We start from the raw sequence: 19,872 nt of genomic DNA, 5'->3' as shown, positions 1-19,872 counted from the left end.
CTAGACTTCCTTGGTCACGCGCATCACTTCTTCTAGGGACGTTACCCCATTCAGAACTTTGCTCAAGCCATCCTCTCGAATACTTGGTGTTGTGCCACGAATTGCTTTCTCAATCGCTTGCTCGCCCGCTTCGCTGTGAATCAACTCTTGCACCGATTCATCAATCATCAATAGTTCATGGATACCGGTACGGCCTCGGTAGCCCTTGTGACCACACTCTTCACAACCTTTCGCATGATAAAGGGTCAGGCTTTCTTTTTTCTTCAATCCAAACAGTTTCTTCTGTTCTTTATCGGCTTCATAAGGTTCTTTACAGTGGTGACACAAGGTGCGAACTAAACGCTGAGCCAGAACACCAAGTAGTGAAGAAGAGATTAAGAAGGGTTCAATCCCCATATCGCGCAGACGGGTAATCGCACCAATTGCGGTATTGGTGTGCAAGGTCGACATCACTAAGTGACCTGTCAAAGAGGCTTGTACCGCGATTTCTGCCGTTTCCAGATCTCGGATCTCACCAATCATGACGACATCGGGATCCTGACGAAGAATGGCACGTAAACCACGCGCAAAGGTCATATCAACCTTAGGGTTTACTTGAGTCTGGCCAATACCATCAATATCAAATTCGATTGGATCTTCAACGGTTAGAATATTTCGTTCGTTGCTATTGAGCTCTTGCAGGCCGGCGTACAAGGTCGTTGATTTACCAGACCCCGTAGGCCCCGTCACCAAGATAATGCCGTGTGGGCGCTGAATAAGCTTGCGGAAGTTTTCGTGGTTCTCTGCCGTCATGCCTAAACTGTGCAAATCTAGACGAGTGGCGTTTTTGTCCAACAGACGCATTACTACACGCTCGCCGTGCGAAGAAGGCATGGTTGATACACGAACATCGACCGCTCGGCCACCGATACGCAAAGAAATACGACCATCCTGTGGCACGCGTTTTTCCGCAATATCCAGCTTAGCCATAACCTTTACACGTGAAACCAACAACGGAGCCAGTTTACGACTCGGCGCGAGAACATCACGTAGTACACCATCAACCCGGAAACGGATACAGAGTGACTTTTCAAAGGTTTCGATATGAATATCCGAAGCTCCTTCTTTGATCGCTTCACCCAACATCGCATTGATTAATTTGATGATAGGCGCATCGTCCTCCGATTCGAGTAAATCTTCATCTTGAGGAAGCTCTTCTGCCAGAGAGAAGAAATCATCGTTGTCAGCACCAATATCTTCCATCAGTTGACGCGCTTCTGATGAGTCACGCTGATAAGCATCGGTCAGTTTTTTATCAAATTCGTCTGCAGTAATCGCTTGTGGTGTGAAACCACTTTTCACAACACGGCTGACTTCAATGATCGCCGCTGATTTCAGTGGTTCAACATAATAAAGTATCGGCGCACGCTCTGGATGCTGATATTCCAACACCATCTTATAGCGATTTGCAAAGCTAAACGGCAAGCGCTGATAAGTACGTGCCGCCCCTACCAATTCAGCCATTATTCTTGTTCCATTTGATCGATGAACGCTTGGATTTCAGCCGGGTGATTCATGCTTTCGCCAAACTTGGGTAATACTGGGATATTGTCGTCATCCATTAGTTTCAAACCTTGCTCAGACTTATACAGCTGCTCAGCACGGATGAAGTTGTATTTACGCTGAGTAATACCATCTGCCGTCATGCCATCACGAATGATGGTTGGTTTAATGAAGACCATTAGATTCTTTTTCTCGACCTGAGTACTGGTTGATTTGAACAAATGTCCAAGTACTGGAATATCACCCAAGAACGGCACTTTAGATTCACTTTCCAATGCGCGTTCATCAATCAAACCACCCAACACCAGCATTTGTCCATCTTGAACAATCACTGACGTATTTAGCTGTCGCTTAGCAAAACGCACGTCAACCGCACCATTTGCGCCCAATACGTTCGATACTTCTTGTTCGATTTGCAGCTGAACCGAGTCACCTTCATTGATTTGTGGCACGACTTTCAGCTTGATACCCACTTCTTTACGCTCAACCGTCTGGAATGGGTTGTCGTTACTTGAACCCGCCGTCGAACCGGTTAGAACCGGCACCTCTTCACCCACAATGAATGAAGCCTCGCCATTGTCCATCACGGTAATACTTGGAGAAGATAGGATGTTTGAATTGGAGTCGGTGGCTACCGCACTGATCAATGCAGTCCAATCGCCCATTACCACACTCATCGCAGCGCCATTAACACCAGAAAGAGCAGTCGCTAACGTTGAATAGTCGCCTTCTTCAGTAGTCGTTTCATTTCTCAGGAAGTTATTATTCTCATCGTAAACGGCTTTAGTTGTCGTTGAGTCTTTCGCTTCTTCTAGGCCAACCATCACACCACCAATCGATGCGCCGGTGTTGCTGTACTGAATCATGGCGCCAGTATCAAGGTTACCCCACTGCACACCAAGGTTAATGCCGTCGCCTTCGGCCATTTCAACAATCAGGGCCTCAATCAATACTTGAGCACGACGAATATCCAGTTGCGCGATCACGTCTTGCAATGCGTTCATAATGTCCGGCTGAGCGGTAATAACCAGAGAGTTGGTATCACTGTGCGCTGAGATCATCACTTGATTACGTTGAGACGAGCTGCCTTTGGTTGAAGATTGCTTCTCTGACTGTAGGTTGTCCGACACGCCCTTTAACACATCGACAAGATCTTCGGCTTTTGCGTACTTAAGATAGATAACTTGGTTGTTGCCCTTGGTCGCCATTTCGACATCAAGTTGCTCGATAAGCTTTCTTAAACGGCTACGAACTTTAGGGTCACCAGAGATAAGAATCGCATTGGTACGCTCATCAGCGACTAATTTTGGTTGCAGAAATGCTGGCGTATTTTTAGCATCGTTGGTTTTGCTCAGTGCATCCACGATACGTACCATTTCGGCCGCAGACGCATTTTTTAACTCAACCACCTCAACCTCTTTGTCACCAGCTTGGTCAACACGCTTGATGATTTCCGCTAAGCGATTGACCACCGCCGCACGGCCAGTAATCAAGATGATATTAGCGGGATCGTAGTGCACGACGTTACCCGCGCCAGCATTGTCATTCAGTTGACGAAGCAAAGGAGAAAGTTCGCGAACCGAGACATTGCGAACGGTTACAACACGTGTAACCACGCTGTCACCTTTAATCGAATCACGCTCACCGACAACGGGGATTGCCGATGTTTTTGAGTCTTTAGCTTTGATTACCTTGAGAACACCCGAGTCCATTTCAACGACCGCGTAGCCGTACACTTCTAACACGTTTAAGAAGAAGCTGTAATATTGTTCTTCGTTGAGTACATCATAGCTACGGACATCGATTTTACCGCGCACCGATGGGTCAACGATGATCGTCTTCTCTAGATTACGGCCAACAATATTAATAAACTCTTGAATGTCAGTGCCCTTAAAACTGGCACTAAAATCACTAGCGATGGCTGCGGGGGCGCAGATTAAGCTTCCTGCCAATAACCACGCACTTTTCTTAAACCAATGCTTCACGTACTTCTCCTACACTTTCGTCCTTGGTTAGACGCAAAGTTCTAAAATTCAATAAATACTTCATGTTGTTGACCATCTCGCTCAACGACGAGATTTAGCTCGGTTAGCTCTGAGATTGATCGGAATATGTTGCCCATAGCGGCAGGGTCAGTCAGATCTTGTCCATTTAACTGAGTAGCAATATCCCCGTTTTGGAGCCCAACAGAGTTAAAAAGTTCTGAATCTTTGCCAGGGCTCACACGATAACCGATCACTTGATCGTCACTCTTTACCTGAGATAAACGAACATATTGGAAAATTTGTTGCGGATCCTCCATTATCTTCGCTTTTATTTCATCAAGCTTCTCTTCTGCAGAAGCTGGGTTATTGCCACGAACCGAAGAAGAAGCGCGAGGTGGCGCAGGTTCAGATACGGCTAAACGTTTGTATTCAATACCTTCAAGCATCAGGGTTTCATCTCGCCCTGAGTTATCAATAATGACACGATCCACTAACACCGCTTTGATCTTAGCTCGAGTGCCTTCTATTACTTCGTTAATTCCGTAGGTTGCTTGTGTGCCACGATTAGCAATCACAGCTAAGCTTAATTTGGGGTTAGAACTGGCGACCGCCCCCACTAAAATCAGGTTCAACCGTGTCTTTGGCGCATCTTGAATAACTTGCTGCTCAACCACAGGAGGCTTGGTTGGGTTATAGGCGCCAAAAAGGTTACTCTGTTGCAAAGAAGAGATATCAAGGGTCGGTTGAAGTGCTGAAGAAGAAGATGAAACAGACGCTTTCCAAGGCACAACCGTTTGCTCGGCAGGTACAAGAAACCATGCAAGCTGTCCTAAAATCCATGCTGAAGCCGCAATCAACAAACAACAAGTCGCTAGGCTTAGTTTCTGCTGAAATACAAATTTATTCTCTAATAAGCGGCTCAACACAGGTGAGTGTCCTATGCGATTTTTGAGCTCTAAAAAGTTCACTTCCCTTGCCCCTTTTCAAGACGACAAACGCTGAAAATCATTAAGCTTCCAACTTTTTCATTCATTCGTTCGATACCAAGCGCATTTAAGCATAAGATCATGAATTATATCATAGCCAATTCATAAATCGGCATTAGATGGCTATTTTGTAATATGACTTGAAAAAAATGCCAACCGCCTCCACTTTAAGCTTCTACTTAATGTGATAAGCATCATCAAGAACATGTTGCGCTCTGTTAATTACAGTTAAACCACATTCATTTTTCACTGAAAAGGCACAACCCTATATGAAAGCTGTTGATGAAGCTGTCAGACTCGATAAATGGTTGTGGGCAGCTCGTTTTTACAAAACCCGCTCTATTGCTCGCAACATGGTCGATGGTGGCAAAGTCCACTATAATGGTCAACGCAGCAAACCAAGTAAAATTGTCGAACTTGGGGCGGTGATTACACTGCGTCAAGGGAATGAAGAAAAAACGGTGACTATCGAGAAAATTTCGGCGCATCGTGGCGGGGCTCCGATCGCTCAAACACTCTATGAAGAAACCACCGAGAGCTTGGCAAAAAGAGAAGAGTTTGCGAAACAACGCAAACTGAATGCTCATAACCCAGCTCCAGATCGTCGTCCGGATAAGAAGCAACGTCGTGACATCATCAAGTTCAAGACTCAATAAGCTAGAAGGAATAGCCAAATGGCAGACCCAATGTCTACAAGTAATGTTTTAAATCGCTACCTATTTGAAGACCTATCAGTACGTGGTGAATTGGTACAAATGGATGAAGCGTACCAACAGATTATTTCTAGCAAGGAATACCCAGCGCCAGTACAGAAACTGCTGGGCGAGCTATTGGTCTCAACGACGCTACTAACGGCGACCTTAAAGTTTGAAGGTTCTATCACTATGCAGCTTCAAGGTGATGGCCCAGTGTCTCTCGCTGTGATCAATGGTGATAACAACCAGAAGATCCGCGGTGTTGCTCGCTTTGAAGGGGATATTGCTGACAACGCAGGCCTACACGACCTTATGGGTAAAGGCCATCTAGTGATCACTATCGACCCTAAGCAAGGTGAGCGTTACCAAGGTATCGTTGGCCTTGAAGGTGACACTCTCGCCAAGGTGCTTGAAGGTTACTTCGCTAACTCAGAACAGCTTAAGACTCGTCTATGGTTACGCACTGGCGATCATGAAGGTAAAGCACACGCTGCTGGTATGTTACTGCAGGTTATGCCAGACGGCACAGGTACGCCAGACGACTTCGAACACCTAGAGCAGCTAACTGACACAGTTAAAAACGAAGAACTGTTCTCCCTAGAAGCGAACGAACTGCTTTACCGTTTGTACAACCAAGAGAAAGTCCAGCTGTTCACCCCACAACCAGTTGAGTTCTACTGTGGTTGTTCACGTGAGCGGAGCGCGGCGGCTATCATTACGGTTGCTCAAGAAGAGATGTACGACATCCTAAGTACCGAAGGTAGTGTTGCTCTGCATTGTGATTACTGTGGCACAAATTATTCATTCGACAAGAACGACGTTGATGCACTGTACGCTGAAGCAGCCGATAAAGGCAGCAATACCGTTCATTAATTTATAACGTACCCAAAACACGTAATTTACCCAAAAAGGTCAGCTGCAAGCTGGCCTTTTTTGTGATCAAAATAGCGCAAAGCCCGTTACATCTCGTAATAAAATCACCGCTTAATTTTCATCAATTAATAATGTTCCAGCCCCTAGCGCAAAGGTTTGCGTACAGGATAGACTAGTTGGGCCAATATGTGACGAGGCACTTAAAACCTCAATGTTAATATGGATACTTTTTGAGCTGTATCCCTGTTTCCCCCGAGTCTCGTTGCTAGCATGGTGAGCAGATAACCATAAAAATTAATACAAAATCCCTACAAAATATCCTACAAGGAGCACCTATGACCGTTATGGAACATACAAAGGCTGCACAAATTGATCTAACTAAGCACGGACTGACAGGCGTTACTGAAGTTCTTCGTAACCCTAGCTACGAGCAGCTATTCGTTGAAGAAACATTGCCAGGTTTAGAGGGCTACGAAAAAGGCGTAGTAACGGAACTAGGCTCTGTTGCGGTTGACACTGGTATCTTTACTGGCCGCTCACCAAAAGATAAGTACATTGTTAAAGATGACACGACCCGCGATACCATGTGGTGGTCAGATCAAGGCAAAAATGACAACAAACCGATTACACCTGAATTATGGAATGAGCTGAAAGAGCTTGTAACAACTCAGCTATCTGGCAAGCGCTTGTTTGTGATTGATGGTTACTGTGGTGCAAACCCAGATACGCGCTTAAGTGTTCGTATTATCACTGAAGTAGCGTGGCAAGCGCACTTCGTTAAGAACATGTTCATTCGTCCAACTGACGAAGAGCTCGCAACGTTCGAACCTGATTTTGTGGTAATGAACGGTGCTAAAACAACCAACCCGAACTGGGAGAAGCAGGGCCTAAACTCTGAAAACTTCGTTGCGTTCAACCTGACAGAGCGCGTTCAAATCATTGGTGGTACTTGGTACGGCGGTGAGATGAAAAAAGGCATGTTCGCAATGATGAACTACCTACTTCCTCTGCAAGGCATTGCTTCAATGCACTGCAGTGCAAACGTTGGCGAGAAAGGTGACGTAGCCGTATTCTTCGGCCTATCAGGAACGGGGAAAACAACACTATCGACGGATCCTAAACGTGAGCTGATCGGTGATGATGAGCATGGTTGGGATGACGACGGTATCTTCAACTTTGAAGGCGGTTGTTACGCGAAGACGATTCGCCTATCGAAAGAAGCGGAACCTGAAATCTACAACGCAATCCGTCGTGATGCTCTGCTAGAAAACGTAACGGTCCGTGGTGATGGTTCTATCGATTTTGATGACGGTTCAAAAACAGAAAATACTCGTGTTTCTTACCCGATTCACCACATCGAAAATATTGTTAAGCCAGTATCAAAAGCAGGTCACGCTAAAAAAGTTATCTTCCTGACTGCGGATGCATTTGGTGTGCTACCACCAGTATCGAAACTGACTCCTGAACAGACTAAATACCACTTCCTATCTGGATTTACAGCGAAGCTCGCGGGTACAGAACGCGGTATTACAGAGCCAACGCCAACGTTCTCTGCGGCATTTGGCGCTGCATTCCTAACGCTCCACCCAACTCAGTACGCTGAAGTACTCGTGAAGCGCATGGAAGCGGCTGGTGCAGAAGCTTACCTAGTTAACACAGGTTGGAATGGCAGTGGCAAGCGTATCTCTATCAAAGATACTCGCGGCATCATCGACGCTATCCTAGATGGTTCAATCGACAATGCAGATACTAAGGTTATCCCTATGTTTAACCTAGAAGTGCCACTCGCCTTGCACGATGTAGACTCGACCATTCTTGACCCACGTGATACGTACACTGACCCGCTACAGTGGGAGAGCAAAGCGAAGGATCTAGCAACACGATTCATCAACAACTTTGATAAATACACAGACAACGCTGAAGGCCAGTCACTGGTTGCGGCTGGTCCACAATTAGACTAACCCACCTATCTGCTCGGGCTAAGTCCAAAACGAACGCCCATTTACAATGATATTTTGTAGCAAGCCCCTCTTTTGAGGGGCTTTTTTGTTGATGCTTATCCCTTTTTGTTCCACTCTGTTTGAGACTATTGAAATTTAAGGCTTTCAGGGAATGAAAAAGGTATTCATGGTATTCGGTATTGTGCTGGCTATCGCCGTTGCGGTTATCGCTGCGTTGTTATTAAGCCTGCAGACTCAATACCGTGCTGATGTTGCTAATTTTTTTATAAAACATACGCTTGAACAACCTCTACTCATTGAGGATGTTGAGTATCAGGCGCCTTATCACATCACTTTGATGGGTATTACCCAAAACCGACCTAAAAAAAAGTCGCCTTTGTACATCGACAAAGTCAGTATGTGGTTTAGCCCTAGCTCTATAGTTCAAGCCAAACTGATCTTGGATTCAGTGTTGATCAGCGGTCTGCAGTTAGAAGTTGATGATTTAAAAAACCTCACATCGGTACTTACGCAGCCAAACCTCAAGCTTCACCAGTTGGCCATCAATAATCTAGATTTCTCGACCCCAGACTTTAATGCGCGAGGCATTGATCTTCAGATCTCCGATCCCATATGGGACGGGCACAACTCATTATTACCTTATGGCAAAACCCAACTCTCAACCACGCAACTGTATTGGCAAGGCGAAGCATTCGATAACCTGTTGATTGACCTCGAACTAAAGCCGATTGACAGCACTCTTTATGGTGCTTCATTTGACTGGCGTGGCGCTAAGGTTTCCGGTCAAGCAGAACAATATCAACATGACTGGTCTTTGGTGAATGTGACGATCGATGGTTTACGACTCAACCAAAAACAGACCCAAAGCCTATTGAACAAACAATGGGATATGACAGGTATCCAGATCAATCACATCAACAGCTTAGATATTTTGCGTAGTGACCTAGAATGGGCAGACGGACATCTAGCATCCTTTGACGCCTCATTAGAAAACATACAGCTGCCTTTTGAATTGTGGCAACAACAGAACGCCATTTTTTCTCTACAAGCTGAAGGCGTCACCTTAGACAATGACCAATTCATCGAGCCAAGCCTTAAACTCAACCTAGAGCCCAACCGGATTCAGATTGAAGACTTCTATACTCAGTTCCTTCAAGGCAGTGTTCAGCTCAATGGCAAGGTGACGCCTGATACCATTGACTTAGCACAGCTCGACCTGCAAGGCATCAAGTGGCTTACCGAAAGCCAAGATAACCACCTACCAGCCGCACGCCTAACACCTTGGCTGACACAACTCCAGAACGTCGAAATTAACCGGCTTAACATAGAACGCAGCCAGCTCATCCAGCTCGCAGAAAAACCTTACTGGCAGGTATCAGGGCTGCACGTAGAAGGGCATCAAATCCAACTGTTACAAGATAGAAAGCTAGGCTTGTGGCAAGGAGAGTTATTGGCAAGCGCCAACGATGCGAGCTATCAAAACATTCTCAGTGCTCAGCCTGTGATTGAGATGAATAGCAAACAAGGAAAGTGGACGTTAACACGCCTGTTTATGCCATTAAAACATGGTTATATTGAAGCGGACGCCACCTTAGACTTCAGTCAAATCAGCAAGCCGTGGAGTGTCGATATCTCGGCTGATGGATTACCAATATCATTAATGTTACAACCATTGGAGTTACCACTCGATGCAACAGGCTACGGGGAGTTCGAACTTCAAGCTGCGGGGTTATATGGTGATTCGTTAATGCTTGGCTACTCAACCACTGGCCAACTCACCGGTAGCGTTCGCCAAGGGGTGATGACCTTTAACGATACGCTTTCAGAGGCATCGACTGATAACGTGTTTGAAATCCCAGAATTCAATGCGAATTTTGACCGTGGACGTTTCACACTCGAACCATTGCACATCATTGGTGCATCCGCAGCCGAGAAAGGTACGCAAAGGGTTCAAACGTTAAATGGTGAGGTAAAGGGAGAGCTCGACTTGCTTAAAACTGAGCGACATACGCTATCCATTACTCTGTCTGACCAATGCCATCAAATCTCAGGAAAGATCGACCAAGCCGAATACTCAGAGATAAATGACTGCCAACAAAAAAGCGCCACTCCGCAGAAGTAGCGCTTTCAATCAATATCTGACTAAATCAATATATTGGTAAATCAACAGAGTACGAAGTGTGGTCTACTCGCTCACGTTAGTGTCTGTTGATAGTATCTTTTTGTAATCAGGGATCAGCATATAGGTTCCCGTAAACTCCACCGCTTCCACATCGCCACTGCGAATCGTCACGTGAATAATAATACGAGCCTTCCTGCCTGAAGCGAGACGATCCAAGTCACCACTTATCCCATCTAGAGATGTCGCCGCAACCGGATTTTGCTCGACTGGGTGACGGTAGCGAATATTACTGTCTGCCAGCACAATATCACCACTAAGGCCACGCTCTTTCATCAGTAACCAAGTCATTCCCCAGCCCGTTAAGGTCGCTAAGGTAAAGGCCGAACCTGCAAACATAGTGTTGTGAGGATTGAGGTTGGGGTTCAACTGAGCACTACACTCAAACTGATAGCCAGTATATTGGTTGATCTTGATGCCCATTTTGTCACTGATTGGGATTTGATGCTCCCAACGCTGCTGCAGTTCATTACACCATTCTGGTTTGCGAAGCACGTCAGCCATAGGGTCAAGGTGCTTAACCATCTGTTGATGACGAACTGGGCCACGTTGGTCACTAATCTCACCGCGACATTCAAATTCATTCTTCTCATAGAATGAGATCGCATCTTCACGTGCATTACACACCAAACGCTTGGCCCCTTCTTGACGTGCCAGTGACTCTAACGCAACCAAGATAAGTGAGCCCATGCCTTTACTTTGGCGAGATTTCTTCACCGCCATGTAGCGGATTTGACCTTCTAGATCTGATGTAATATACAGGCGACCAATCGCCATTGGACGACCTCGACCATCCACAATTACACGATGATGACTCATAGGATCGTATTCATCACGCTCTGAGCCAACGGGCATACGCCAAGGCTCACGCAGCATCTGCCATCGAAAATGGTAATACTTATTCAGTTGATTTTCGGTGGTTGGAGTTATGAGTTTAAACATGCTTATTCCTTTAAGCTTAAACCTGTAGCCAGAATGTCACTGGACCATCATTAACCAACGACACTTTCATGTCGGCTGCGAATCGGCCACGTTCCGTTGGCAACACTGATTCACATTGGTCTGAGAAATAGTTGTAAAGACGCTCAGCATCTTCTGGGTGAGCACCACGAGAGAAACCCGCTCGTGTCCCTTTCTTGGTATCGGCTGGCAAAGTGAATTGAGACACCACCAATACCTTACCTTCTGCCTGCTTCACGTTGAGGTTCATTTTTCCGTTTTCATCTTCAAAGACACGATAAGTGGTCACTCGTTCCATCAAACGCTTCGCTTTGGCTTCGTCGTCACCTTTTTCTACGCCTAACAGCACCAACAAACCTTGCTCTATCTCGCCAACGACTTCGCCATCAACACGGACGGCAGCGTCACTTACTCTCTGGATCAGTGCTATCACTATTGTTTCCTTGCTCTGTGATTTTGTCTTTATCTGACGAGTGTACCACTTCTTGCGAACCACTCCACTGTTCGTGCTCACCAAGCGCAGCGGTCACTTCAGCCCCGACTAACACGATAAGCCAACACAAATAAACCCAAACAAAGAGAATCGGAATCGCCGCTAGCGCACCGTAAATCAACTGGTAAGACGGAAACTGAGTAATGTAAGCCGCAAAGCCTTTCTTGCTGAGTTCGAACAACAGAGCCGCAACGAGAGAGCCAACTGCCGCATGAGAAAAATGTACCTTTTTATTTGGCACTAGCAGATACAAACCGAAGAAAGCCAAGAAGGAAATGATCAAAGGAAGCTTTCGAATGACAGTGTTAAATGCATCAGACACGATGTCATGTTGCAACAAACTTAAGGAAGTGACATAAGAAGTGACTGCAATGCTCGCCCCTACCAAAATAGGTCCAAGCGTTAATACCATCCAATACATAGAAAAAGACAACACCGCACGTCGCTTTTCGGTCACACGCCAAATGTAGTTCAGGTTCTTATCTATATTGGAAATCAGCATCAAGGCTGCGATAAACAAAAACACACTGCCCACCGCCGTCATCTTGCCCGTATTAGCGACAAACTCAAGCAAGGCACCGTGTACCGCATCACCTGACGCAGGCACAAAGTTGGTAATAATGAAGTTTTGAATCACCAGGCCGACATCGGAAAAAACTGAAAACGAAGACAAGATAGAGAGCAAAACCGTCAGCATCGGTACGATCGAGAGTAAAGTGATGTAAGCCAAGTAGCCCGCATTTACGTTCACTCTATCGTGTGTCATCCGCGTGAGAAGATAACGGGAAAACTGGATGCTTTCAGTGGTTGCGTTTTTTATCTTCAACTTGTAACCCTCTTGTAACTCGTTCATAGTCCTAATTAATATTCCGTCATTTAACTATAGGAAACTAGGATGCCTTATTTAATCGTTATAGTCCTCTCTATTTTCACGCTGACTGGGTGCCAATCCGCTTATTACTCCGCTATGGAGCAAGTGGGCTACCACAAGCGCGATATTATGGTTGATAGAGTAGAAGACGCGAAAGAGTCACAACAGGACGCTCAGGAAGAGTTTAGCAGCGCGCTAGAGGCACTCAGCAGCCTGACTAACTTCAGTGGTGGCGACCTTGAAGATATGTACAACCAAATCAACGATAAATACCAAGACAGCGAGAAAGCCGCGCAAAATGTCAGTGACCGCATCGCTGCCATTGAAGACGTATCCGATGCGCTGTTCGCCGAGTGGCAGAGCGAACTAGACCTCTACACCAGCGACTCACTGCGCAGCTCAAGTGAACAAAAACTGCGAGACACTAAATCGTCTTACCAAACGATGCTGTCAGCAATGAAACGCGCTGAGAAGAAAATGGACCCAGTACTCAATACCCTTCGCGACAACACGCTTTATCTAAAGCACAATCTCAATGCGAGTGCCGTAGGTTCATTGCAAGGAGAGTTTATGAGCTTAGAAAAAGACATCGCTTACGCGATAAAGCAGATGAATGCCGCGATAGCAGAATCAGATAAATTCCTAGCTCAGCTAAAACAGAAATAATACTAGTTGAAGCTAGCCAATATAAGTTAAGTAGTCACTTGTTATGAGCCCAATCATTATCACTGGCGGTCCCGGAGCCGGAAAAACAACCTTAGTGAATGCCTTAGGTAGCGAAGGTTACCCTATCTTTTCTGAATCCTCTCGCCAGTTAATTGAACAGCAAAGTCAGCTTGAAGGTGGAGTCCTGCCTTGGCTAGACTTACCGGGATTTGCTCGCCTGTGTTTAACGTTGATGAGTGAACAGAAGGAACAAGCTAATCAACATCAGATTACATTTCTCGATCGCGCGATCCCAGATATCTGTGGTTACCTAACTCAGGCTAACCTTGAGATTAATGAGATTTACCGAGAAGCCAGCAAAGGCTATCACTCCCAAGTCTTGTTCTGTCGTCCTGAGGCGTCGATTTACGTACAGGATGATGTTAGACCTTATCCCTTTGAGGAAGCACTAGAGATTCACCACGCGCTAGTAACAATCTACCAAGAGCTTGGTTATGAGGTGGTTGAAGTGCCGTTTATGTCAGTCGAAGAACGGCTTCAATTCGTTGAAAGTCATCTAGGAATCAAAAGCTAGATTCCAGATATTTCGTTCCTCAATTCTGGAATGACGATTCGATGACAGGAAATGGATAAAAGAGAACGGGTACCAAAGATAGTCACCCTCTTAGTGGCTGACTATCTCCAGCCTAAATACGCTCTTCGTATCCCGCATCTCGTTTACTCGAATCTAAACAAACTAAAAAACAAAAGCCCCGAGCAGCTAGGCTACTCGGGGCTTTCTTACTTATTCTAAAACGTATTGCTTGTTAGCTAGAAGCTAGTCAGCTGGCAATTAAGCCTTAGCTGGACGTGCTGCACGCTTACGTTCGTTTTCAGTAAGAAGCTTCTTACGGATACGAATGCTTACTGGCGTTACTTCTACTAGTTCGTCTTCGTCGATGAACTCAAGAGCTTGCTCTAGAGTGTGACGGATAGGTGGCGAAAGAACCTGTGCTTCATCAGTACCAGATGCACGAACGTTCGTTAGCTGCTTACCTTTCAGACAGTTTACTGTTAGGTCGTTTGAACGGTTGTGAATACCGATGATTTGACCTTCGTATACTTCATCCGCGTGCTCAGCAAATAGACGACCACGTTCTTGTAAGTTGAATAGTGCGTAAGTCAGAGCTTTACCAGTCGCGTTCGAGATTAGAACACCGTTGTTACGTTGACCGATTACGCCGCCTTTGTGAGGACCGTAGTGATCAAATGAGTGGTAAAGAAGACCAGAACCAGACGTTAGAGTTAGGAACTCAGTTTGGAAACCGATAAGACCACGAGAAGGCATCATGAAATCCATGCGAACACGGCCTTTACCATCTGGAGACATATCAGTTAGCTCACCTTTACGTAGACCGATGTTTTCCATGATGCCACCTTGGTGCTCTTCAAGCACGTCGATAGTCACAGTTTCAAACGGTTCAGTTAGGTTGCCATCTTCGTCTTTCTTGATGATAACTTCTGGACGAGATACAGCTAGCTCGAAGCCTTCACGACGCATGTTTTCGATCAGGATAGATAGGTGAAGCTCACCACGACCTGAAACACGGAAGCGATCTGGGTTATCAGTTTCTTCAACACGTAGTGCAACGTTGTGTACTAGTTCTTTCTCTAGACGCTCAAGGATGTTACGTGAAGTAACGAACTTACCTTCTTTACCCGCGAACGGAGAAGTGTTTACTTGGAACGTCATTGTTACTGTTGGTTCATCAACAGAAAGCGGAGTCATTGCTTCAACATTGTTTTGGTCACAGATAGTATCTGAAATTTTCAGTTCACCAAGACCAGTGATTGCAATGATGTCGCCAGCGTTAGCTTGTTCAACTTCGTGGCGGTCAAGACCTAGGTAACCAAGAACTGTACCGACTTTACCATTACGCTTCTTACCGTCAGAACCAACGATAGTTACTTGTTGATTTGGTTTAACAGAACCACGTGTAACACGAGCAACACCGATAACACCTACGTAAGAGCTGTAATCAAGTTGTGAAATTTGCATTTGTAGAGGACCGTCAAGGTCAACTGCAGGCGCGTCTACTGTGTCAACAACAGCTTGGAACAATGGTTCCATGTCTGTACCAGTTTCGCCTTCAGTCATTGTTGCCCAACCGTTTAGAGCTGAAGCGTAAACAACTGTGAAGTCTAGTTGCTCATCAGAAGCACCTAGGTTGTCGAAAAGGTCGAATACTTGATCCATAACCCAATCAGGACGAGCGCCTGGGCGGTCAATCTTGTTGATTACAACGATTGGCTTAAGACCGTGTGCGAATGCTTTTTGCGTTACGAAACGAGTTTGAGGCATTGGGCCATCAACTGCGTCAACGATAAGCAGAACAGAGTCAACCATAGACATGATACGCTCAACTTCACCACCGAAGTCCGCGTGTCCCGGAGTATCTACGATGTTGATGCGGTAATCATTCCAGTTGATTGCTGTGTTCTTAGCAAGAATGGTAATGCCACGCTCTTTTTCGATGTCATTCGAATCCATGACACGCTCTTCAGCTTCACCACGAGACTCAAGAGTGCCTGACTGTTGTAGCAGTTTATCAACCAAAGTCGTTTTACCGTGGTCAACGTGCGCGATGATCGCGATATTTCTTAACTTATCAATCTGTGGAGTAGACATGGATTCTCGATTCACTCATAAAAGTAGCCGTCAGTTATCTCAAAAGTTTGGATAATAACCGCTAGCTTGATTTAAAAAACGGTCAATAATATACCAGATTCTAGACAAAAACCTAGAAATATGTGATCTGAACCAAAGCTTTTTTCTTAGTTAGCGATTCATATCCGCTAACTTTGAGCCAGTACGGTGCTGCACAGCTAAATTCGCAGAGCTCTCAAAAAACATCGCACGTGAGCTGCGAGCTAAATCTCTGGCAAAACCATAAAAGTGGATTGACAACTTAAGCAATTCATTGCTGAATGGTGCTCTCATATGTCATATATTGGTGCACAGGTAAACAACTGCACCAATAAAGTGCAATGAGAGATCATTTTGGTGCAAAAACTAAAATGAACAACACAGATAAACAAGTAAACCGTTGAAATTAATGGAATAATTTTTTTGGCACGTTTTTGGCTTTAGATAAATCAGCATCGATTAATGCACTTATAGACATTAATCAATGCTAGTTTCAACCGAATCGAGCTAATACCGAATTAATAACACTGGAGGTTATCCAAGATGTCAGTAGAAAATGTACTATCCCTGATCCAAGAGAACGAAGTTAAATTTATCGACTTACGTTTTACTGATACAAAAGGTAAAGAGCAGCACATCTCTATTCCTTCTCACCAAGTTGATGCAGACTTCTTCGAAGAAGGCAAAATGTTTGACGGCTCTTCAGTAGCTGGTTGGAAAGGCATTAACGAATCTGACATGGTAATGATGCCAGACGCAGCCTCTGCTGTACTGGACCCATTCACAGAAGACGCAACACTAAACATCCGTTGTGACATTCTTGAGCCTGCAACAATGCAAGGCTACGACCGTGACCCACGCTCTATCGCTAAACGTTCTGAAGAGTACCTACGTTCTACAGGTATCGCAGACACAGTTCTAGTTGGTCCAGAGCCAGAATTCTTCCTATTTGACGACGTTAAGTTCTCAAACGATATGTCGGGTTCTTTCTTCAAGATTGATGACGTAGAAGCAGCTTGGAACACAGGTTCTGACATCGAAGGCGGTAACAAAGGTCACCGTCCTGGCGTTAAAGGCGGTTACTTCCCAGTCGCTCCTGTAGATTCATCTCAAGACATCCGTTCAGCAATGTGTCTAGTAATGGAAGAGATGGGCCTAGTCGTTGAAGCTCACCACCACGAAGTAGCAACTGCGGGTCAAAACGAAATCGCAACTCGCTTCAACACGCTAACAACAAAAGCCGATGAGACTCAAATCTACAAGTACGTTGTGCACAACGTTGCTCACGCATTTGGTAAAACAGCGACATTCATGCCTAAGCCACTCGTTGGTGATAACGGTTCTGGTATGCACGTTCACCAATCTCTAGCAAAAGACGGCGTTAACCTGTTTGCGGGTGATAAGTACGGCGGCCTATCTGAAATGGCGCTTTACTACATCGGTGGTGTAATCAAACACGCTCGTGCAATCAACGCATTTGCTAACCCATCAACGAACTCGTACAAGCGTCTTGTACCTGGTTTTGAAGCTCCGGTAATGCTTGCTTACTCAGCACGTAACCGTTCTGCTTCTATCCGTATCCCAGTAGTACCAAGCCCTAAAGCTCGCCGTATCGAGCTACGTTTTGGTGACCCAGCTGCTAACCCATACCTATGTTACTCAGCAATGCTGATGGCTGGCCTTGACGGTATTAAGAACAAGATTCACCCAGGCGAAGCGATGGATAAAGATCTATACGACCTTCCTGCAGAAGAAGCGGCTGAAATCCCAACAGTTGCAGAATCACTACAAGAAGCTCTAGCTGCGCTTAACGAAGACCGTGAATTCCTAACCGCTGGTGGCGTATTCTCTGATGACTTCATCGATTCATACATCACTCTGAAATCTGACGATGTACAACGCGTGAACATGGCGACACACCCACTTGAATTTGAATTGTACTACTCAGTTTAATCCTCTTGGAAGTGCTGCAGCCCTTACCCTAACAGGTGAAATCCACTGCAACATGTAAGAACTACTAAAAAATATTAGGCTCGCCTCGCAGGTGGGCCTTTTTTCTATTCTCCCCCCCTCTTCTTCTTCGTAACATGCCTTCTACCAAACACAATACAATCAACGCCCAACATCAAACCACCTGCGGTGGAAAGAGCCTAAACATATGAAAAATATACTGTTCTTAATCGGGTTAACCGTCGCACTCTCATGCACTGCTCAAACGGTATATACTTGGGTAGATGAAGATGGTGTGCTCCACTTTAGTGATACTCCTACCAGTCAAAGTGCCAAGTCCCTGCACTTACCTGACGTACAAGCTTCTGCGCCCGCGCCTAAATTTGAAAACTCGACACCCGTTGACGCTGCAGCTTCATCTACAACTAAAACGGCAACGCCAGCTCAAACTCAACCAAAAACTACAGAACGCGAGGCACCAACTCAATTAACACTCACCATGCTAAATCCAGTTCATGATCAAACCATACGTAGCAACCTCGGCTTAATCCCTGTTCAGATAGATCTTAACCGCAAACTCGGTATTGGAGAGCAGTTGCAATTGATGCTCGATGGACGCCGCTATGGCGCCCCGCAGACTCAAGCGAATTGGCAACTCAAAGACATAGAACGAGGCACACACACCATTGCCATTCAAGCACATAGAAGCGGCAAGCTTATTGCATCTACTAGTCCAGTCACCGTGTATTTACATCGAGCGACGATCAAGTAGGCCAATGTGCAAAAAGAGACGAGATTCCCTCTACTTTTCACCGAATCGAAGCAGCTTTCAGCGACCCTAATGAATTACCTTTAGCTTCTGATTGATATGCGCCATACTTGAACTTAGCTTCGCACCAACTTGGTGCAGCGATAAAACACCAGTTCAAGGACGAAACAGTGAATCGATCAGCCAAAAGCGACAGTATAGATACAGATCATCTTTCCAGCGCCATTCTCGACAATATGGTGACCTCGACATTGATGCTCGATGAGCAACTGTATGTCCGATACGCCAACCCGGCGGCTGAACAGCTCTTTTCACAGAGCGCACGACGCATCGTTGATCATCCATTGAGCCAACTTATCCAGCACGCCTCTCTCGACTTAGCACTGCTCACTCAACCACTACAAAGCGGCCAGAGTATTACCGACAGTGACGTTACCTTTGTCGTAGACAACCGCCCATTAATGCTTGAGGTAACGGTGAGCCCAATCTCTTGGCAGCGTGAGACGTTGCTATTGGTTGAGATGCGTAAGATAGACCAACAACGACGACTCAGCCAAGAGCTCAACCAACACGCGCAACAACAAGCGGCTAAGTTACTGGTGCGCGGGTTAGCGCATGAAATTAAGAACCCTTTAGGTGGTTTAAGAGGAGCGGCGCAACTGCTTGGAAAGATGCTCCCTGATCAATCTCTGAATGAGTATACGCAGATCATTATTGAGCAAGCCGACCGCTTACGTGCTTTAGTCGACCGCCTGCTTGGCCCTCAAAAGCCGGGAACTAAGTCAGAAGAGAACCTTCACCAGATTCTAGAAAAAGTCCGACAGTTGGTAGAGCTCGAATCGGGTTCGGCACTCGCTATCGAAAGGGATTACGACCCTAGCCTACCGGACATCTTGATGGATTCGGCACAGGTTGAACAAGCCATGCTCAATATCGTGAGCAACGCTGCACAGATTCTAAAGACTCAGGAATCTGGGAAAATCACCATTCGCACCAGAACGGTGCATCAAGCAAACATACATGGGCAACGACACAAGCTCGCTGCTCGCATTGAGATCAGCGATAACGGCCCGGGCATTCCCGACGAGTTAAAAGACACCCTGTTTTACCCCATGGTCAGCGGACGAGAGGGTGGCACAGGGCTTGGGTTATCGATATCTCAAAACCTCATCGATCAGCACAATGGAAAAATTGATGTTGAGAGCTGGCCGGGTAACACCACATTCACGATTTATTTGCCGATATAGGCGAAATCT

At 45.8% G+C, this 19,872-nt stretch carries 16 protein-coding genes; 9 read left to right on the top strand and 7 right to left on the bottom strand.

The annotated features are described in order from the left end of the window. From gspE to gspC, 3 genes are read right to left on the bottom strand one after another with little or no spacing between them, the layout of a single operon-like run. On the bottom strand, positions 1 to 1,503 hold the full coding sequence (gene gspE, locus WR49_RS06175) for a type II secretion system ATPase GspE (protein ID WP_017055605.1): 1,503 nt from the start codon (positions 1,501 to 1,503) through the stop codon (positions 1 to 3). Then, complete coding sequence (gene gspD, locus WR49_RS06170; RefSeq protein WP_046223421.1) at positions 1,503 to 3,527, bottom strand: type II secretion system secretin GspD; 2,025 nt, start codon at positions 3,525 to 3,527, stop codon at positions 1,503 to 1,505. Before gspD ends, gspE begins: the two co-directional genes overlap by 1 nt. Positions 3,528 to 3,568: 41 nt before the next feature. Beyond that, positions 3,569 to 4,495 (bottom strand): type II secretion system protein GspC, encoded by a 927-nt coding sequence (gspC, locus tag WR49_RS06165; protein WP_046223420.1) that lies wholly within the window; start codon positions 4,493 to 4,495, stop codon positions 3,569 to 3,571. A gap of 287 nt (positions 4,496 to 4,782) precedes the next feature. Between gspC and hslR the strand changes: the two genes are divergently transcribed. The 4 genes from hslR (at position 4,783) to WR49_RS06145 (ending at position 10,164) form a co-directional block, all read left to right on the top strand. Next, entirely contained in the window at positions 4,783 to 5,169 is a 387-nt protein-coding gene (gene hslR / locus WR49_RS06160) for a ribosome-associated heat shock protein Hsp15 (RefSeq protein WP_046223419.1), read from the top strand. Between the two features lie 18 nt (positions 5,170 to 5,187). Next, positions 5,188 to 6,081, top strand: a complete 894-nt coding sequence (hslO, locus tag WR49_RS06155; protein ID WP_046223418.1) for an Hsp33 family molecular chaperone HslO — start codon at positions 5,188 to 5,190, stop codon at positions 6,079 to 6,081. A 335-nt stretch (positions 6,082 to 6,416) separates the two neighbouring features. Continuing rightward, positions 6,417 to 8,042 (top strand): phosphoenolpyruvate carboxykinase (ATP), encoded by a 1,626-nt coding sequence (gene pckA / locus WR49_RS06150; RefSeq protein ID WP_017055600.1) that lies wholly within the window; start codon positions 6,417 to 6,419, stop codon positions 8,040 to 8,042. A 151-nt stretch (positions 8,043 to 8,193) separates the two neighbouring features. Further along, complete coding sequence (locus WR49_RS06145; RefSeq protein WP_046223417.1) at positions 8,194 to 10,164, top strand: AsmA family protein; 1,971 nt, start codon at positions 8,194 to 8,196, stop codon at positions 10,162 to 10,164. 63 nt (positions 10,165 to 10,227) lie between these two features. Here WR49_RS06145 and WR49_RS06140 read toward each other — a convergent pair whose 3' ends face one another. Genes WR49_RS06140 through WR49_RS06130 form a run of 3 tightly spaced genes read right to left on the bottom strand, consistent with a single transcriptional unit; the run spans position 10,228 to position 12,527 of the window. Beyond that, positions 10,228 to 11,163 (bottom strand): bifunctional GNAT family N-acetyltransferase/hotdog fold thioesterase, encoded by a 936-nt coding sequence (locus WR49_RS06140; protein WP_017055598.1) that lies wholly within the window; start codon positions 11,161 to 11,163, stop codon positions 10,228 to 10,230. 16 nt (positions 11,164 to 11,179) lie between these two features. Then, positions 11,180 to 11,614: a D-aminoacyl-tRNA deacylase gene (gene dtd / locus WR49_RS06135; RefSeq protein ID WP_046223416.1), complete on the bottom strand. Its 435-nt coding sequence runs from the start codon at positions 11,612 to 11,614 to the stop codon at positions 11,180 to 11,182. Then, positions 11,586 to 12,527, bottom strand: coding sequence for a virulence factor BrkB family protein (locus WR49_RS06130; RefSeq protein WP_046223415.1), 942 nt, complete (start codon positions 12,525 to 12,527; stop codon positions 11,586 to 11,588). The genes dtd and WR49_RS06130 overlap by 29 nt, the downstream gene beginning before the upstream one ends. A gap of 42 nt (positions 12,528 to 12,569) precedes the next feature. Here WR49_RS06130 and WR49_RS06125 point away from each other — a divergent pair, with 42 nt between their 5' ends. Both WR49_RS06125 and WR49_RS06120 read left to right on the top strand, forming a co-directional pair. After that, complete coding sequence (locus WR49_RS06125; RefSeq protein WP_046223414.1) at positions 12,570 to 13,211, top strand: DUF2959 domain-containing protein; 642 nt, start codon at positions 12,570 to 12,572, stop codon at positions 13,209 to 13,211. A gap of 43 nt (positions 13,212 to 13,254) precedes the next feature. Next, positions 13,255 to 13,785: an AAA family ATPase gene (locus WR49_RS06120; protein ID WP_046223413.1), complete on the top strand. Its 531-nt coding sequence runs from the start codon at positions 13,255 to 13,257 to the stop codon at positions 13,783 to 13,785. Positions 13,786 to 14,043: 258 nt separating this feature from the next. Here WR49_RS06120 and typA read toward each other — a convergent pair whose 3' ends face one another. Then, positions 14,044 to 15,879 carry a translational GTPase TypA gene (gene typA / locus WR49_RS06115; RefSeq protein ID WP_017055594.1) on the bottom strand — a complete coding sequence of 612 codons (1,836 nt, stop codon included), beginning with the start codon at positions 15,877 to 15,879 and terminating at the stop codon, positions 14,044 to 14,046. Positions 15,880 to 16,440: 561 nt separating this feature from the next. On the opposite strand from typA, the gene glnA reads away from it, so the two are divergent. From glnA to glnL, 3 genes are all read left to right on the top strand, one after another. Next, positions 16,441 to 17,850 carry a glutamate--ammonia ligase gene (gene glnA / locus WR49_RS06110; protein WP_017055592.1) on the top strand — a complete coding sequence of 470 codons (1,410 nt, stop codon included), beginning with the start codon at positions 16,441 to 16,443 and terminating at the stop codon, positions 17,848 to 17,850. Positions 17,851 to 18,055: 205 nt separating this feature from the next. After that, a complete protein-coding gene (locus WR49_RS06105) occupies positions 18,056 to 18,619 on the top strand; it encodes a DUF4124 domain-containing protein (RefSeq protein WP_046223412.1) in 564 nt (187 codons plus the stop codon). 167 nt (positions 18,620 to 18,786) lie between these two features. Then, positions 18,787 to 19,863 (top strand): nitrogen regulation protein NR(II), encoded by a 1,077-nt coding sequence (gene glnL, locus WR49_RS06100; RefSeq protein ID WP_046223502.1) that lies wholly within the window; start codon positions 18,787 to 18,789, stop codon positions 19,861 to 19,863. The last annotated feature ends 9 nt before the right edge of the window (positions 19,864 to 19,872 follow it).

Source organism: Vibrio sp. ECSMB14106, from assembly GCF_000972265.1.
Lineage (GTDB): Bacteria > Pseudomonadota > Gammaproteobacteria > Enterobacterales > Vibrionaceae > Vibrio > Vibrio kanaloae.
This window is presented reverse-complemented; position numbering and strand designations above follow the sequence as displayed.

Bases quoted from the DNA above. Each gene is read 5' to 3' on its own strand.
- gspE (WP_017055605.1), bottom strand. From the start codon at position 1,503: ATGGCTGAATTGGTAGGGGCGGCACGTACTTATCAGCGCTTGCCGTTT.
- hslR (WP_046223419.1), top strand. From the start codon at position 4,783: ATGAAAGCTGTTGATGAAGCTGTCAGACTCGATAAATGGTTGTGGGCA.
- hslO (WP_046223418.1), top strand. From the start codon at position 5,188: ATGGCAGACCCAATGTCTACAAGTAATGTTTTAAATCGCTACCTATTT.
- pckA (WP_017055600.1), top strand. From the start codon at position 6,417: ATGACCGTTATGGAACATACAAAGGCTGCACAAATTGATCTAACTAAG.
- WR49_RS06145 (WP_046223417.1), top strand. From the start codon at position 8,194: ATGAAAAAGGTATTCATGGTATTCGGTATTGTGCTGGCTATCGCCGTT.
- WR49_RS06140 (WP_017055598.1), bottom strand. From the start codon at position 11,163: ATGTTTAAACTCATAACTCCAACCACCGAAAATCAACTGAATAAGTAT.
- WR49_RS06130 (WP_046223415.1), bottom strand. From the start codon at position 12,527: ATGAACGAGTTACAAGAGGGTTACAAGTTGAAGATAAAAAACGCAACC.
- WR49_RS06125 (WP_046223414.1), top strand. From the start codon at position 12,570: ATGCCTTATTTAATCGTTATAGTCCTCTCTATTTTCACGCTGACTGGG.
- WR49_RS06120 (WP_046223413.1), top strand. From the start codon at position 13,255: ATGAGCCCAATCATTATCACTGGCGGTCCCGGAGCCGGAAAAACAACC.
- typA (WP_017055594.1), bottom strand. From the start codon at position 15,879: ATGTCTACTCCACAGATTGATAAGTTAAGAAATATCGCGATCATCGCG.
- glnA (WP_017055592.1), top strand. From the start codon at position 16,441: ATGTCAGTAGAAAATGTACTATCCCTGATCCAAGAGAACGAAGTTAAA.
- WR49_RS06105 (WP_046223412.1), top strand. From the start codon at position 18,056: ATGAAAAATATACTGTTCTTAATCGGGTTAACCGTCGCACTCTCATGC.